Source organism: Cupriavidus sp. 05T313, from assembly GCF_056396665.1.
Window position 1 is genome coordinate 1 of the sequence record NZ_JBFTLX010000164.1, and the last position, 15447, is coordinate 15447.

14 protein-coding genes and 1 pseudogene are annotated in these 15447 nt (G+C 65.9%); 10 read left to right on the top strand and 5 right to left on the bottom strand.

Features of this window, described 5'->3' with window-relative positions:
* Nucleotides 1–230: 230 nt before the first annotated feature.
* From AC1DKD_RS28155 to AC1DKD_RS28170, 4 genes are all read left to right on the top strand, one after another.
* Nucleotides 231–1703: an NAD-dependent succinate-semialdehyde dehydrogenase gene (locus tag AC1DKD_RS28155; protein ID WP_477111644.1), complete on the top strand. Its 1473-nt coding sequence runs from the start codon at nt 231–233 to the stop codon at nt 1701–1703.
* A gap of 38 nt (nt 1704–1741) precedes the next feature.
* Nucleotides 1742–2545, top strand: coding sequence for a 4-hydroxy-2-oxoheptanedioate aldolase (gene hpaI, locus AC1DKD_RS28160; RefSeq protein WP_276288809.1), 804 nt, complete (start codon nt 1742–1744; stop codon nt 2543–2545).
* An 82-nt stretch (nt 2546–2627) separates the two neighbouring features.
* Nucleotides 2628–4028, top strand: coding sequence for an FAD-binding oxidoreductase (locus tag AC1DKD_RS28165; protein WP_477143969.1), 1401 nt, complete (start codon nt 2628–2630; stop codon nt 4026–4028).
* Nucleotides 4029–4510: 482 nt separating this feature from the next.
* Complete coding sequence (locus AC1DKD_RS28170) at nt 4511–6757, top strand: phosphocholine-specific phospholipase C (protein ID WP_477143967.1); 2247 nt, start codon at nt 4511–4513, stop codon at nt 6755–6757.
* 57 nt (nt 6758–6814) lie between these two features.
* Here AC1DKD_RS28170 and AC1DKD_RS28175 read toward each other — a convergent pair whose 3' ends face one another.
* The gene (locus tag AC1DKD_RS28175; protein ID WP_441634534.1) at nt 6815–7045 is read right to left on the bottom strand and encodes a zinc-binding dehydrogenase; all 231 of its coding nucleotides are present in this window, start codon (nt 7043–7045) and stop codon (nt 6815–6817) included.
* 316 nt (nt 7046–7361) lie between these two features.
* A complete protein-coding gene (locus AC1DKD_RS28180) occupies nt 7362–8216 on the bottom strand; it encodes an alpha/beta fold hydrolase (protein ID WP_441634536.1) in 855 nt (284 codons plus the stop codon).
* Between the two features lie 369 nt (nt 8217–8585).
* Here AC1DKD_RS28180 and AC1DKD_RS28185 point away from each other — a divergent pair, with 369 nt between their 5' ends.
* Nucleotides 8586–9221 (top strand): CGNR zinc finger domain-containing protein, encoded by a 636-nt coding sequence (locus tag AC1DKD_RS28185; RefSeq protein WP_441634538.1) that lies wholly within the window; start codon nt 8586–8588, stop codon nt 9219–9221.
* A gap of 200 nt (nt 9222–9421) precedes the next feature.
* A pseudogene (locus tag AC1DKD_RS28190) lies at nt 9422–9529 on the top strand (hypothetical protein); the annotation flags it as partial.
* Nucleotides 9530–9660: 131 nt separating this feature from the next.
* Here AC1DKD_RS28190 and AC1DKD_RS28195 read toward each other — a convergent pair.
* Nucleotides 9661–10098 (bottom strand): helix-turn-helix domain-containing protein, encoded by a 438-nt coding sequence (locus AC1DKD_RS28195; protein WP_441634540.1) that lies wholly within the window; start codon nt 10096–10098, stop codon nt 9661–9663.
* 76 nt (nt 10099–10174) lie between these two features.
* Between AC1DKD_RS28195 and AC1DKD_RS28200 the strand changes: the two genes are divergently transcribed.
* Nucleotides 10175–11056 (top strand): class I SAM-dependent methyltransferase, encoded by an 882-nt coding sequence (locus AC1DKD_RS28200; protein ID WP_441634542.1) that lies wholly within the window; start codon nt 10175–10177, stop codon nt 11054–11056.
* Entirely contained in the window at nt 11049–11555 is a 507-nt protein-coding gene (locus AC1DKD_RS28205) for a DUF2938 domain-containing protein (RefSeq protein WP_441634544.1), read from the top strand. Before AC1DKD_RS28200 ends, AC1DKD_RS28205 begins: the two co-directional genes overlap by 8 nt.
* Before the next feature lie 82 nt (nt 11556–11637).
* On the opposite strand, the gene AC1DKD_RS28210 is transcribed toward AC1DKD_RS28205, so the two are convergent.
* Nucleotides 11638–11955: a hypothetical protein gene (locus AC1DKD_RS28210; RefSeq protein ID WP_441634546.1), complete on the bottom strand. Its 318-nt coding sequence runs from the start codon at nt 11953–11955 to the stop codon at nt 11638–11640.
* A gap of 54 nt (nt 11956–12009) precedes the next feature.
* The gene (locus AC1DKD_RS28215; RefSeq protein ID WP_477111645.1) at nt 12010–12912 is read right to left on the bottom strand and encodes a LysR family transcriptional regulator; all 903 of its coding nucleotides are present in this window, start codon (nt 12910–12912) and stop codon (nt 12010–12012) included.
* Nucleotides 12913–13061: 149 nt separating this feature from the next.
* Here AC1DKD_RS28215 and AC1DKD_RS28220 point away from each other — a divergent pair, with 149 nt between their 5' ends.
* Nucleotides 13062–14258 carry a serine hydrolase domain-containing protein gene (locus tag AC1DKD_RS28220; protein ID WP_441634548.1) on the top strand — a complete coding sequence of 399 codons (1197 nt, stop codon included), beginning with the start codon at nt 13062–13064 and terminating at the stop codon, nt 14256–14258.
* Nucleotides 14255–15447: MFS transporter (locus AC1DKD_RS28225; RefSeq protein ID WP_477143968.1), on the top strand; the 1193-nt coding region annotated here is incomplete at its 3' end. The genes AC1DKD_RS28220 and AC1DKD_RS28225, both read left to right, overlap by 4 nt.

Below are 15447 nucleotides of genomic sequence, written 5' to 3' on the forward strand. Positions count from 1 at the left end.
AGTTTGGGTCCCGGCCGCTCTTTTCGCCGGATCCCGAGGGGGTGTCGCCCCATCCGGCGCGCCTTCTTTGCCTACTTTCTTGGCAAGACAAGAAAGTAGGTCGCCTCCCCGCAGGGGAGGTGAAACTGCCTTTGACCTTTAAGCCTTTAAGCCTTTGACTTTAAGCCATTGACGTTGCCTTTGAAGTCAACCGCCACCAATCAAGCCCAACAGACGCCAAAGACGCCGCCATGCTCACCCTCAACCACCCCGCCCTCCTCCGCACCCAAAACCTGATCGCCCAGGAATGGACCGCCAGCCAAACCGGCCAGCACCTGGAAGTCACCAACCCCGCCACCGGCGCCACCTTCGCCTCCGTCCCCGACAGCACCGCCAAGGACGCAGCCCACGCCGCCGACGCAGCCGCAGCCGCCTTCCCAACCTGGAGCCGCCGCACAGCCCGCGAACGGGCGCAACTGATCAAACGCTGGCACGCCCTGATCCTCGAACACCAGGAAGACCTCGCCCGGATCATCTCCACCGAACAAGGCAAGCCCATCAAGGAGAGCCGCGGAGAAGTCCAGTACGGCGCCTCCTATGTGGAATGGTTCGCCGAGGAAGCCACCCGCATCAGCGGCGAAATCGTGGCCGAATCCGTCCCTGGCCGCAAGATGCTGGTACTCAGGGAACCGGTAGGCGTAGTGGCAGCCATCACGCCATGGAACTTCCCGCTCGCCATGATCGCCCGCAAGATCGCCCCGGCGCTGGCTGCCGGCTGCACGGTCGTCGCCAAGCCGGCCGAAGACACGCCGCTGACCGCGCTCGCCCTGGTCTACCTTGCCGAAAAAGCGGGCCTGCCCCCGGGCGTCCTGAACATCGTCACCGCCTCGCGCGCCAACACCCCGGCCGTGGTCGACACCTGGCTGGCAGACAGCCGCGTACGCAAGATCACCTTTACCGGCTCCACGCCGGTAGGCAAGCACCTGGCCCGCGAATCCGCCGGCACGCTGAAAAAGCTATCCCTCGAACTGGGCGGGAACGCACCCTTCATCGTGTTCGACGACGCCGACCTCGATGCCGCCGTCGACGGCCTGATGGCCTCCAAGTTCCGCAACGGCGGCCAGACCTGCGTCTGCCCCAACCGCGTCTATGTGCAGGCCGGCGTGCACGATGATTTCGTGGCGCGGCTGGCCCGGCGCGTGGCCGCGCTGCACGTCGGCCCCGCCACCGAGGAAGCCTCGCAGATCGGCCCCATGATCAACGCCCGCGCCGTGGACAAGATCGCCCGCCACGTGGAAGACGCGGTCGCCAAGGGCGCGCGCGTGATCACCGGCGGCGAACGGGTGCGCCTCGCCGACGGCCCGCATTACTACGCTCCCACCGTGCTGACCCATGCCACCCCGGAAATGGCGCTTTCCTGCGAGGAAACCTTCGGCCCGGTAGCGGCCATCTTCCGCTTCGCCAGCGAAGACGAAGTGATCCGCGACGCCAACGACACACCGTTCGGCCTGGCCGCCTATTTCTACTCCAACGACGTGCGCCGCATCTGGCGCGTGGCGCAGGCGCTGGAAACCGGCATCGTCGGCATCAACGAAGGCGCCATCGCATCCGAGGCCGCGCCGTTCGGCGGCGTCAAGGAATCCGGCTACGGACGCGAGGGATCGCGCCACGGGCTGGACGACTACATGCACACCAAATATCTCTGCCAGGGCCAGCTCGGCTGAGCGCTGCGGCACCCGGCCCACGACATACAGGAACCAACATGCCCGCACACAACGCATTCAAGGCCGCGCTGGCGGCCAGCCAGCCCCAGGTCGGCCTGTGGCTCTCGATGGCATCGCCCTACCTGGCCGAAGTCTCGGCCACGGCCGGCTTCGACTGGCTGCTGATCGACGGCGAGCACGCCCCCAACGACCTCCACGCCACGCTGCACGCCCTGCAGGCCATCGCGCCCTACCGCTCGCAGCCCGTGGTGCGCTGCGTGGCGGGCGAAGTGGCGCTGATCAAGCAGTTGCTGGATATCGGCGCGAAGAACCTGCTGGTGCCGATGGTGGATACCGCCGTGCAGGCCGCCGCGCTGGTCAGCGCCACGCGCTATCCGCCGCTGGGCATTCGCGGCGTGGGCAGCGCCGTGGGCCGGGCTTCGCAATGGAGCGCGCGCACCGACTATCTCGCCGTGGCCGACGATGAAATCTGCCTGCTGGTGCAGGCCGAAACCGTGACGGCCCTGGGCAACCTGGAAGCCATCTGCGCCGTGGACGGCGTCGACGGCGTCTTTATCGGCCCGGCCGACCTCGCCGCCTCGATGGGCCATCGCGGCAACCCCGGCCACCCCGAGGTGCAGGCCGCCATCGAGGGCGCCATGCGCACCATCGTCGCCAGCGGCAAGGCCGCCGGCACGCTGACCTCCGACCCCAAGCTGGCACGGCGCTACCTGGAGCTGGGCTGCACCTTCGTGGCGACCGGCGTGGACGTACTGGTATATGCTGGCGCCGCGCGCCGGCTGGCGGCGGACTTCATCGGCACCTGCGCCACGCCCGCGGCCGGCCCGTCCGCCGCCTACTGAATCCCGCGCCGCCCCTTCAACAACCAAGCACGCCCACATGCCGACCGACTCCCACACCTCCCCCGACACCACGCTGGCGGCCATGCAAGCCATCGTCGGCGCCGGCGCCTGCCTCAGCGGCGATGCCGATACCGAGTCCTATGTCACGGACTACCGCCGCATCTATCGCGGCAAGGCCCGGGTGGTGGTCATGCCATCGACCACCGGGCAGGTCAGCCAGGTCATGGCCTGGTGCCATGCCCATGGCGTGCCGGTGGTGCCGCAAGGCGGCAACACCTCCCTGATGGGCGGCTCGGTGCCCGACGATAGCGGCACCGCTGTGCTGCTGAGCCTGGGCCGCATGAACCGCGTGCTGGCGGTGGACACCATCAACGACACCCTGACCGTGCAGGCCGGCGTCACGCTCAACGCGGCCCGCACCGCGGCCGAACAGGAGCAGCGGCTGTTCCCCCTGCGCATCGGCTCAGAAGGCACCTGCCAGATCGGCGGCAACCTCGCCACCAACGCGGGAGGCACCGCCGTGCTGCGTTACGGCAATATGCGCGACCTGGTGCTGGGCATCGAGGCGGTGCTGCCGGATGGCCGGATCTATTCGTCCCTGCGCGGCCTGCGCAAGGACAAYACCGGCTACGACCTSAAGCASYTGTTCGTCGGCKCCGARGGCACGCTCGGCATYATCACCGCCGCCGTGCTCAAGCTGATGCCGCAGCCGCGCGCCAGCGCCGTCGCCTTCGTGGCCGTGCAAAGCCCGGAAGCGGCCGTGCGCCTGCTGGGCGTGGCCAAGCAGATCGGCGGCCAGGCCGTCACGGCGTTCGAGCTGATCTCCGCGCCCGCGCTGGAACTGGTGCTCGAATACCTTGGCGACGTGGCTTCGCCCCTGCCCGCCCGGCACGACTGGATGGTGCTGATCGAACTCACCTCCGGCGGCAGCAACGAAAGCCTCAACGCCACGCTGATGGAAATCCTTGAGGCCGGACTGGAGCAGGAGCTGGTGCTGGACGCAGCGGTGGCCGCCAGCATGGCCGACGCCCAGCGCTTCTGGCGAATCCGCGAGGAAATCTCGGACGCGCAGACCCGCACCGGCGGCAGCATCAAGTGCGATGTCTCGGTGCCGCTGTCGCGCATCGCCGCGTTTATCGGCGACGCATCGGCCAAGGTGCTGGCGCTGGAGCCCGCCGCGCGCATGGTGATCTACGGCCATATGGGCGACGGCAACGTGCACTTCAACCCGCTGCGTCCCAAGGACCGGAGCGCGGCGGAGTTCCTCGGGCAGTGGTACGCGCCGATCTCCGAGGCCGTGGATACGCTGGCCCACGCGGAAAACGGCTCGATCTCCGCCGAGCACGGCATCGGCGTGGCCAAGCGCGACGACCTGAAGCGCTACAAGTCGCCGGTGGAACTGGAACTGATGTGGCAGGTCAAGCGGGCGCTGGATCCCAAGAACCTGCTTAATCCCGCCAAGATGCTGCCGAAGCTGGATTGACCCTGGTTTCCAGGCGGTCTCGGCGCCATGCCGACCGCCGGCGCGCCACGGTAAGCCTTCCGCACCGCCCTGCTCCCACGAAGCCCGCCTAGCCGCGGGCTTTTTTTCGTCTGCGCGTCGCGAGCCGCTTCGCGAAGTTCTCCGGCAGGATTCAGGCAGATCCGCAGGCCTATCCGTTCACGCCCCTGTCACATCCCCTTCCTACACTCGCGACTTCCCGATTGTCCCGGCTGGCAAACAAGCCGACTTATTTCTTTCACATTCATCAAGCTCCCCCATGTTTCCCAAAAGCCTTGCAAGACCGCTTGCCGCCATCTTGATCGCGGCCGCGACGCTCACTGCATGCGGCGATGATGGCACCGACACGTCCGCCGCAAAACCCTCGACGCCGGGCACCACAGAGCCCGAGAAGCCCGCCGCCCGGGATATGCGTTGCGCGCCTTGAACCACGACCAAGAATCCAACGAGCACAAGAACAGAAGATGAACTCACGCCGTAATTTTCTAAAGACAGTCACCGGCGCCGGATTTGGCGCGGCAGCACTGGCGGCCTTTCCTCCCAGCATCCGCAAGGCGCTGGCGATCCCGGCCAATAACGCCACCGGCACCATCAAGGACGTCGAGCATGTGGTCATCCTGATGCAGGAGAACCGCTCGTTCGACCACTACTTCGGCACGCTCAAGGGCGTTCGCGGCTTCGGCGACAGGTTCACCATCCCGCTGCCCAACGGCCGCAAGGTATGGCAGCAGCAGCGTACCAACGGCGCCGTACTCACCCCCTATCACCTGGACGGCAGCGCCAACAACGCGCAGCGCGCCGCTGGAACGCCGCACGCTTGGGTGGACAGCCAGAAAGCCTGGGACAACGGGCGCATGGCAAGCTGRCCTACCCATAAGACAGACACCTCGATGGGGTACTTCAAGGAAAAGGAGATCCCGTTCCAGTTCGCGCTGGCCAACGCGTTCACGCTGTGCGATGCGTACCACTGCTCGATGCATACCGGCACGGATGCCAACCGCTCCTTCCACCTGACCGGCACAAACGGCGCCGCCGCCGGCGTTGCCTTTGTCAATAACGAGTGGGACTGGATCGACGGCCTGCCTGCCACGGCCAACAGGGGCTACACCTGGAAAACCTATGCGGAACGCCTGGAAGAAGCAGGCATCAACTGGATCTCGTACCAGAACATGCCGGACGAATGGGGCGACAACATGCTGGGCGCGTTCCGGCCGTTCCGCCTCGCCAACATTGCGTCCGGCTTCCCCGTATCCAGCGGCGGCGCACCCGGCGTACCCTATGCCAATACCGGCCAGGCCCTGCCGTACCACGCCTACGACGCTGCCACGGACAATGCCGCCAACCCGCTTTACAAGGGCATCGCCAATACGCTGCCGGGGATCGGCCCCGAGAGCTACCTGGATGCGTTCAAGCGGGACATCCGCGAGGGCAAGCTGCCCCAGGTGAGCTGGATGAACGCGCCTTCGCTCTATTGCGAGCACCCCGGGCCGTCCAGCCCGGTGCAGGGGGCGTGGTTCCTGCAGGAAGTCCTGGATGCGCTCACTGCCGTGCCCGAGGTATGGAGCAAGACCGTGCTGCTGGTCAACTTCGATGAGAACGACGGCTACTTCGACCATATGCCCTCGCCGTCGGCGCCGTCACGCAACGCCGACCTGTCGCTGGCCGGGAAGTCAACGCTCGGCGATGCCGACATGAGCGCCGAGTACTTCAGCCATCCCGCGCCGGCAGGCAGCAGCAGCCAGCCGGCAGCGGATGGCCGCGTCTACGGTCCGGGTCCGCGCGTGCCGCTGTTCGCGATTTCGCCGTGGAGCCGCGGTGGCTGGGTCAACTCGCAAGTGTTCGATCACACGTCGGTGCTGCGTTTCCTGGAGGCGCGCTTTGGCGTCGCGGAGCCCAACATTAGCCCGTTCCGCCGCGCCGTCTGCGGCGACCTGACCAGCGCGTTCAATTTCAAGACACCGAACGACGAAGCCCTGCCCACGCTTGACGGCCGCAGCACGCGCGCCGCGGCGGACCAGTTGCGCAACGCGCAGCAAGCGCTGCCCGCCGTGCCGTTGCCGCTGGACATGCAATTGCCGATCCAGGCCAGCGGCACGCGTCCCTCGCGCGCGCTGCCTTACGAGCTGCACACCAGCGCCCGCTGCAACGCCGCGGGCGTGGTGGAACTGGTGTTCTCCAACACGGGCTCGCAGGCCGCGGTGTTCCACGTCTACGACCGCTACAAGCTCGATCGGCTGCCGCGGCGCTACGTCGTGGAAGCCGGGAAATTGTTGAGCGACACCTGGAACGCGCGCCGGGACAACCTCGGAATGTACGACCTCTGGGTCGTCGGCCCGAATGGCTACCACCGGCACTTCAAGGGCGATACCGGCCGGATCGCCGACACCGGCGCCGCGCCGGAGATCCGCGTGTGCTATGACATCGCCAATGGCGACGTCTATGCAGAGCTGATGAACGCCGGCGACAAGGCCTGCAATTTCACCATCACGCCGCAGGCTTACCGCAAGGACGGTCCGTGGCCGGTCAAGGTCGCCGGCAAGGGCGCCGACTCCAGGCACTGGTCCCTGGCGGACAGCGGCCAGTGGTACGACTTCTCGGTGACCTGCGACAGCGACCCCGCGTTCTACCGGCGTTTTGCCGGACGGGTGGAAACGGGCAAGCACACGGTGAGCGACCCGGCCATGGGGGTGAGCGCGGACCCGCTCGGCTGAACGGGAGGCGCGCCGCCTGACCGGGGCGGCGCCCTCTGCCCGCAAAGGCCGAAGGCCCTACGACGGCATCCACCACCGATGCAGCCAGCGCGCCAGCGCATCGAGAATGGCGCTGTTGCCGACGAGGTCGAGTACCGCGTCAACTTGCTTTGCCTCGGCAATTCGCTTCGAAAGGTCCGATCCCTCAAGCTCGACACGTGTCACGCCCAGACCCTCCGGCATCTCGAAACGCTCGCGAGTGCGTGTTGTTGCGATGACCCGCGCACCGGCATTGGCCGCCAGTTTCACCGCCGCCCGTCCAAACGATGATGTCGCACCCCGGATGACCAACGTCTGTCCCTCCGAGATGTCGAGATTGCGAAACAGGCAGGTCCATGCCGTTGCATAGGCTTCGGGGATGGCCGCCAGTTCGGACCAAGCAGGCTGGATGCARTCAATGCCACGCTGGACACCGGTGCGCGCGTGTATTCCGCATAGCTCCCGTTGGTGGTTCGACCGAGACCTCCCATCAATGCAGCGACCTTCGCCCCAACAGGGAACTCGCCGCCGGTGTCAATTTGATTGGTGTGTTTTGGCCGTTCCATATCGACCAAACAGCCACACTTCAACTAACAAGAAAGTCACGTATCGCCGCAGCGATTTCTGGCGTATGTGTCTCAAGGGCGAAGTGGCCCGTATCGAAGAAGCGCACCACCGCGCCAGGGATGTCACGTTTGAATGCCCTGGCTCCAGCTGGCAGGAAGAACGGATCGTTCTGACCCCAAACAGCCAGAAACGGCGGCTTGTGCGTTCTGAAATACTGCTGAAACGCGGGATACAACGCGACATTGCTTTTGTAGTCGCCAAACAGGTCAAGTTGAACCTCGTGCGCACCGGGACGGCCCAGGTAAAAAGTATCGAGCGAGTAGCCGTCCGGCGATACGGAGGCCGTGTCAGATACCCCGTGCGTGTACTGCCAGACTGTCGTTTCCGGAGTCAACAGGGCGCGAAGTGCCTCACGGTTGCCCTGCGAAGGATCTCGCCAATAGGCCCGGATAGGGTTCCAGCCTTCGCTCAGTCCTTCCTCGTAAGCATTGCCGTTCTGGGAAATGATCGCGGTGATCCGCTCAGGATGTTTCAGCGCAAGCCGAAAACCCGTCGGCGCACCGTAGTCGAATACGTAGACGGCAAAGCGATCAAACCCGATCACTTCGGTAAACCTGCCAATCACGTTGGCAATGTTGTCGAACGTGTAGGCAAACGTGTCATGGGCCGGCATATCCGACCGGCCGAACCCGGGTAGATCCGGCGCAACAATATGGAAGCGCTCCGACAGTTGCGGGATCAAGTCCCGAAACATGTGGCTCGCGCTTGGGAAGCCGTGGAGAAGCAGCACTTTCCGGGCATCAGCACGACCGGCTTCTCGATAGAACACCTTGAAGCCGTCGACGTCGGCGTGGCGATAGGACATAGGGGGCATGACGCTCTCTCTCGTGAGTTGTAACGTTTCCAATAGCTAAAACAAGTTGGAAGCGGCTGCCACCATCCAAAGCGGCCTCCGCTTTCCAGCATACGCATCACCGACAAGCAGAACTGGCTGTCCGATTCGTTCCAGCGCTCCATCCAGTGCGGCAAAGTCTTCAGCGCGCGACGCCAGCGACAACCGTGCAGAGATTGCATTGACGCTCCATTAAATCGTCCAGTTGCTTGGAAGGCACACGCGACACAACCGAACCATGTAACCTCTCTAACATTGATAACAAGGTTATTTTATTGGGCTGTAACTTGTCAAGACACTTTTGAGCGGTTACCATGAACACCATCAACACTGCGCACCAGGTCACTTGAGATGGACTTCCAACGTGTTCCCGCAATATTCGTGGCCGATGCGCCGGGCCTTGATTTTCTGAACTCGGTTGCCACACCGACGGGTGAGCAAGTCGACTGGATCGGTGATGGGGAAGGTCTTCTGGCCTGGCTGGAACAGGCAGGCCTGGTGCCGCGCAGCACCCTCGAGGTGCTAAGGTCGGAGGCGATGCCAGGTGAACTCGATGGCGTCGCTGCACAGGCGCGAAGTCTGCGGGAATGGTTCAGGGGATTTGTCCAGCGTACGAAGGGACGACCGCTGGTCGGCGAGGACTTGCGTGAACTCGAACCGCTAAACCGCCTGCTGGAGCGGGACGAAGGGTATGGCGAGATCGTTGCCAACGCGCCAGGGGCGTCAATGGCCTTCGGACTACGTGCGACTCGACGTTGGCGCTCGCCGGAGTTGTTGCTGATGCCGATAGCCGAGGCAATCGCGAAACTCGTTTGTGAAGAAGACTTTTCGCATGTGAAAGCGTGCGAGGGTCCTCAGTGCACGCTGATGTTTACCGATCACACGCGGGGCCACGGCCGCAGATGGTGCAGCATGGCGATCTGCGGTAACCGCTCCAAGGTTGCGGCTCACCGTAAACGGCTAAAGGAGCTGGCGCGGCTGGGGTAATGGACGACTTCGGCTGGGAACACCTACTCCCGCCTCGATACCCGCGAATTGATCGAGCATGGCAAGGCGGCCATCGAAACCCAGATGATCCGATCTGGAACGCCAGAAGCAGGTGCTTGAACGCTACTGCGCCCGGCAGGGCTGGACGGTCGAGGTCATCGCCGATCTTGGCTCGGGCATGAATTGCCGCGCTGGCGAGGCTGCACGCCCGCATCGCGGCGATTCGCTCAGACGCGCCGCACCAGCTTACGACTGGCCTGACGCGTCGTTTCCATACCATCGGCATTGAAGACCTGAACGTGCGCGGCATGCTGAAGAATCGCCGCCTGTCCCGCTCCGTTGCGGACATGGGCTTCGTCGAATTCGGGCGGCAACTGGAATACAAGGCGGCGATGCGCGGCGGCTTGGTGGGATGTCGTCGCTAGCCGCCACCCTGGAGCTAGTTCCGCGGCGGCGGCGGAGCCTTCTTCCCTGGCGATCCCACAGCGCCAGATGCGGCGGCCCGCAGGATGCGGCGGAACTTGGGGCATTCCATGTGGCTCGGTGCGGGGCAGGCAGCGGCATGCCGCAGGCCATCGCGCATCGCGCTCAGTCTGCGGATCGTCTTGTCCAGCTCCTCCGCCTTGGCGGCGAGCATCCGCCGGTCGATGCGCGGCCGCCCCTCCGGCGCGAACATCAGCGCAATTTCATCGAGCGAGAAACCGGCGGCACGCCCCAGCGCGATCAGCGCCAGCCGTTCCAGCACGCCGGCATCGAACAGGCGGCGCAGCCCTCGCCTGCCGGTGGACGCGATCAGCCCCTTTTCCTCATAGAACCGCAGCGTCGATGCGGGAACGCCGGATTGCTGCGCCACCTCGGCTATGTCTAGTTGTCTCACCCCTCTTGACCTCAAGTCGACTTGAACTAGCATAGTTTAGCTTCCGCTCCTTGAGGGCAAGCAAAGGAAGACGATCATGGATATCACGCACCAGACCGGAAACGAGCAGACGGCGCTCTGGAACGGCCGCGCCGGACGCGCCTGGGTCGAGTCGCAAGTGTTGCTCGACCAGATGCTCAAGCCGTTCGAAGACCTGCTGGCCGAAGTGGCGCGCGCCGGATCCTGGCGCCGGGTGCTTGACGTCGGCTGCGGCACGGGCGGCACGACGCTCGCCGTTGCGCGGCAGCTCGGCGCCGAGGGCTATTGCACCGGCATCGACATTTCCGAGCCGATGATCGCCGCCGCCCGGGCACGCGCCAGACAGGAAGACACGACGGCAAACTTCATCCGCGCCGACGCGCAGACCCACGCCTTCGCGCCCGCCAGCTTCGACATGATCATTTCGCGCCTCGGCGTCATGTTCTTCGACAATCCGGTCCTGGCCTTCGCGAACTTGCGGCGCGCCGCGAGCGACGACGCCGGACTCCGGTGCCTCGCCTGGCGCAGTGCAGCGGAAAACCCGTTCATGACGACGGCCGAGCGCGCCGCGGCGCCGCTGCTGCCGGACCTACCCGCCCGCCAGCCTGGCGCGCCGGGACAGTTCGCCTTCGCAGACCGGCATCGGGTCGCTTCCATCCTGGAAGAGAGCGGCTGGGCCGCGATCGACATCCAGCCGATCGATGTCGAGTGCACCCTGCCGGAGAAGGCGCTGACCGGCTACCTCACCCGGCTCGGCCCCGTGGGCCTGATCCTGGAAGATGCGGACGAGCGCACGCGCGCGCAAGTCATCGACACCGTCCGCGCCGCCTTTGATCCCTATGTGCGCGGCGACGAAGTTCGCTACACCGCTGCCTGCTGGATGGTCAGCGCCAGAGCGCCGTCCGCGTCAGGCGCACCTAAGGAGGCAGCCAATGTCTGAGGCCACGGATTATCTGGTGGGTGCTGTTCTGATCGGGGCCGGCGCGACGGCGGTGATGGACATCTGGGCAGTCGCCCGCAAACGGATGCTCGGCATTCCTCCGCTGGACTACGGCCTGGTGGGCCGCTGGCTTGCCCACCTGACACGCGGGCGCTTTCGCCACGATCCCATCGCCGCTTCGCCGCCCGTCCGGGGCGAGCGCCTGATCGGCTGGATCGCCCATTATCTGACCGGCATCGCGTTCGCGGCCACGCTGCTCGCGCTCTGGGGCCTCGACTGGGCCCGTCATCCGACGCTGGGCCCCGCGCTGATCGTCGGCATCGGCAGCGTGGCGGCGCCCTTCCTTGTGATGCAGCCGGGCATGGGCGCCGGCATCGCCGCCAGCCGCACGCCGCGTCCCGCCGCCGCGCGCCTTCATAGCCTCGTCACGCACGGGATGTTCGGCCTTGGGCTCTACGGCGCTGGCTGGGCTATGCGTCTGTTTGGTACGTTTCAATGACCGCGCCGTGGTTGGCGGCTCCAACCATCCCGGGCCCTCATTGCCAGCGCGGCCCGCCTCGGCCTTAAGCGGGGAGTCGCCGTCATGGCGCCCCGTAGCCTACCGATTTGCCGGGCAGCCCTTTGCGAATCCACTCCTCATATTCGACCAGGACATAGGTGTCGATTGCCCAGACGACCATCAGCACGTTGAGGGTTGCCAGCCATGCGATGAACCAGAGCCCCTTCCGGTTTGCGCCAAAAAGAAGCGCTAGTAGCACTGATGCCATCGACATTAGGTCCAGATAGTGGGGCGTAATGCCCACATGATTCACTCGAACGTAGAAAACTCGATACAGAACATACAGTATCGACATCAGTGCCGGCATCGCGGCAATCAAGATTAGGATCTTCGCTTTCATCTTGAAGGAGTAAACACTAAATCTGGATACGCGGAATCGTCGCCAAACCACCCATCAGCATCCAGTACCGCCACCCGGAAATACCCGCTCGCCCAGGAAGTCGATCAACACCCGCAGCTTGGGCGACAGGTGCCGGCTGGCCGGCCACAGCACGCGAAAGGTGCCGCTGCGCTCCACGTAGTCGCCGAGTACGGGGAGCAGCCTTCCATCGGCCAGCGCGTCGCGGATCGCGAAGTCCGGCAGGCAAGCGATCCCCAGGCCTTGCAGGGCAAAGCTCATGCGCGTCTCGATGTTGTTGCAGATCATGGAGGTGGGCAGGTGCGGCTCCGGGTCCGACTCGTCGCGGCGCAGCGGCCAGGTTTCCAGCTTGCCGCTGTTGGGAAAGCGGTAATGCAGGCAGGCATGCCCGGCCAGGTCGGCGGGATGCCGGGGCAAGCCGCGCTGTGCGAGGTAGGCCGGGGCGGCTACCAGCAGGATCCGGAAATCGCCGAGGCGCCGCGCCGACAACCGTGAGTCGGCCGGCTCGCCAGTGCGCACGACCGCATCGAAGCCTTCCTCGATCACGTCCACCATCCGGTCGGTAAAGTCCAGGTCCAGTTCGATCTCCGGGTACCGCCGCATAAAGTCGCCCAGCACCGGCAGCACCAGCGAACTGACCAGCGGCAGGCTGACGCGCAGGCGCCCGCGCGGCGCCTCGGCCGCGCGGGACAGCTCTTGTTCGGCCGCCTCGATTTCCGCGAGGATGCGCCGGCTGCGCTCCAGGAACAGCGCGCCCTCGGCCGTCAGGGTGATGCTGCGCGTGCTGCGGTGAAACAGCCGCGCGCCAAGCTTTTCCTCCAGCCGCGCCACGCTCTTGCCCACGGCCGATGCCGATACGCCCATCAGGCGGCCGGCCGCCACGAAGCTGCGCGTCTCGGCCACCTGCACAAACACTGTGAAGCCACTCAGGCTGTCCATGGATTTTTCCCGGCATGCTTATTACGGACAACGTTGTCCGGATAACCAGGAACTCTAGCCTACTTTTTCCTGAGTCGAATGTTTCTTATCGTTCGCTTGTACTTGCAATCCCTTGCAATCCTTGCAATCCGCAACGAAGGAAAACGCGCATGACCTCCCGCACCTCCACCCTGTCCGACGGCGTACCGCCTGCCCACCTGCGCACGCGCGTCGACGCGGCGATCGACCAGGCCCTGGCCGAGCACCGGCTGGTCGGCGCCGTGGTGCTAGTCGCCCGTGACGGCGAACTGATCCACAGCCGCGCCGCCGGCCTGGCCGACCGCGAGGCGGCCCTGCCGATGCGCGCCGATGCGTTGTTCCGCCTGGCTTCGGTGTCCAAGCCCATCATCTCGGCCGCCGCCATGGTGCTGGTGGCGCAAGGCCCGCTCGGGCTCGACGACGCAGTGGCCCGCTGGCTGCCGGCGTTCACGCCGCGCCTTGCCGACGGCAGCCCCGCATCCATCACGGTACGGCAGTTGATGAGCCACACCGCCGGGCTGGGCTACCGCTTTTTCGAGGCCGACGGCAACGGGCCCTATGCCCGCGCCGGCGTATCGGATGGCATGGACCAGCCGGGTATCTCGCTGGCGGAGAACCTGCGCCGCATTGCCAGCGTGCCGTTGCTCTACAAGCCCGGCACCGCCTGGGGCTATTCGCTGGCAACGGACGTGCTCGGCGCCGTGATCGAGCGTGTTTGCGAAGCGCCGCTGGGCGACGCTGTGCGGGCGTTGGTCACGGGGCCGCTGGGTATGCGCGACACCGCCTTTGCTGCCGTCGATGCGGACCGCCTGGCCACCGCCTACGTCAACCACACGCCGGTGCCGCGCCGAATGCGCGAGCGGGATGTGGTCCCCGTCCTTGAAGGCACGGCAGGCATCCGCTTCGCGCCCGCGCGCGCCCTGGACGCCGGCGCGTTTCCCTCCGGCGGCGCCGGCATGGTGGGCAGCGCGGGCGACCTGCTCCTGTTACTGGAAGCGCTGCGCCAGGGCGGCGGCCCCCTGTTCCCCGCCGCGTGGGTGGAGGAAATGGGGCGCAACCAGACCGGCGAATGGGGTCCGCCCGATGCGCCTGGCACCGGCTTCGGCCTGGGATTTTCGGTGCTGCGCGATCCGGCTCTGGCGGGTTCGCCAGAATCCGCGGGAACCTGGCGTTGGGGCGGTGCCTACGGCCATTCCTGGTTCGTTGACCGCGTCAGGGCCTTGAGCGTGGTTGCGTTCACCAACACCTTGTACGAAGGCATGTCCGGCCGCTTCGTGACCGACCTGCGCAATGCCGTCTATGCGGCCGGGATGGAAATACAGCCATGAACGCCGGCCGCTCCCTGTTCTTTATCGCGCTAGGCCTGTTCGGCCTCTACGCCATCGAGTTTGGCGTGGTTGGCATCCTGCCGGCGGTTGTCGAACGCTATGGCATCACGGTGGCCCGGGCAGGCTGGCTGGTCGGCTTGTTCGCGCTGGTGGTGGCCGTGTGCGGGCCGTTCATGGTGCTGTGGCTGTCGCGCCATGCGCGGCGCAGGGTGCTGGCGGGCGCGCTGTTCGTGTTCGCCGCGTGCAGCGTGCTGTCGGCCTGGGCACCGGACTTCGCCACGCTGATGGCGCTGCGCATTGTCCCCGCGCTGCTGCATCCGGTGTTTTTTTCGCTGGCGTTCGCGGCAGCCGTGTCACTGTACCCGCGGGAGCGGGCTACGCATGCCACGGCCATGGCCTTCGTCGGCACCAGCATGGGCCTGGTGCTGGGCGTGCCCATCACGGCGTGGATCGCGGCGCGTTTTTCCTACGAGGCGTCCTTCCTGTTTTGCGCCGCCGTGAATGCCGCGGCAGGCATCGGCCTGCTGGCCGTGCTGCCGGATGAGCCAAAGCGGCCAGCCCCGGCGCAGGGTGTGCCCGCCATCCGGCCGTCGGCGATCCTGCGCAAGCTGCCCGTCTGGCTCAACCTGCTGGCCACCGTGCTCATCTTCGCCACCATGTTCTCGGTCTACAGCTACGCGGCCGAGTATCTCGCGCGCGAGGCCGGCATGGGCGGCGAAACAATCAGCGTGCTGCTGGTGGTCTTCGGCATCGGCGGCGTAGCGGGCAATCTGCTCGCCGGCAGGCTGCTGGGCAAGAGCCTGGCGGGGACCGCACTGCTGCACCCGGTGGCGCTTGGCGGCGCCTACCTCGTGCTCTACGCCTGTGGCAGCGCCAGCTTCTTGCCGATGATCGCGGTCTGCCTTCTGTGGGGCGCGGCGCATACCAGTGGCCTGATCGTCAGCCAGATGTGGCTCGCCTCCGCGGCGCCGGAAGCGCCAGAGTTCGCCACCAGCCTCTATATTTCGGCCGCCAACCTGGGCGTGGTGTCCGGCGCGGCGGTGGCGGGCGGGTTCATTACCGCCGTGGGCATGACGGGCGCGGTGTGGAGCGGCTGGCTGTTTGCCGTGCTGGCTACGCTATGCACGGCGCTGAAGGTGTTGCTGTTCGACTGCAAACCCGATGGCACCGGACCGGCAGACCCTAGGAC

Coding starts and splice junctions, on each gene's coding strand:
- AC1DKD_RS28155 (WP_477111644.1), top strand. CDS start 231: ATGCTCACCCTCAACCACCCCGCCCTCCTCCGCACCCAAAACCTGATC.
- hpaI (WP_276288809.1), top strand. CDS start 1,742: ATGCCCGCACACAACGCATTCAAGGCCGCGCTGGCGGCCAGCCAGCCC.
- AC1DKD_RS28180 (WP_441634536.1), bottom strand. CDS start 8,216: ATGCCCCCTATGTCCTATCGCCACGCCGACGTCGACGGCTTCAAGGTG.
- AC1DKD_RS28185 (WP_441634538.1), top strand. CDS start 8,586: ATGGACTTCCAACGTGTTCCCGCAATATTCGTGGCCGATGCGCCGGGC.
- AC1DKD_RS28200 (WP_441634542.1), top strand. CDS start 10,175: ATGGATATCACGCACCAGACCGGAAACGAGCAGACGGCGCTCTGGAAC.
- AC1DKD_RS28205 (WP_441634544.1), top strand. CDS start 11,049: ATGTCTGAGGCCACGGATTATCTGGTGGGTGCTGTTCTGATCGGGGCC.
- AC1DKD_RS28210 (WP_441634546.1), bottom strand. CDS start 11,955: ATGAAAGCGAAGATCCTAATCTTGATTGCCGCGATGCCGGCACTGATG.
- AC1DKD_RS28215 (WP_477111645.1), bottom strand. CDS start 12,912: ATGGACAGCCTGAGTGGCTTCACAGTGTTTGTGCAGGTGGCCGAGACG.
- AC1DKD_RS28220 (WP_441634548.1), top strand. CDS start 13,062: ATGACCTCCCGCACCTCCACCCTGTCCGACGGCGTACCGCCTGCCCAC.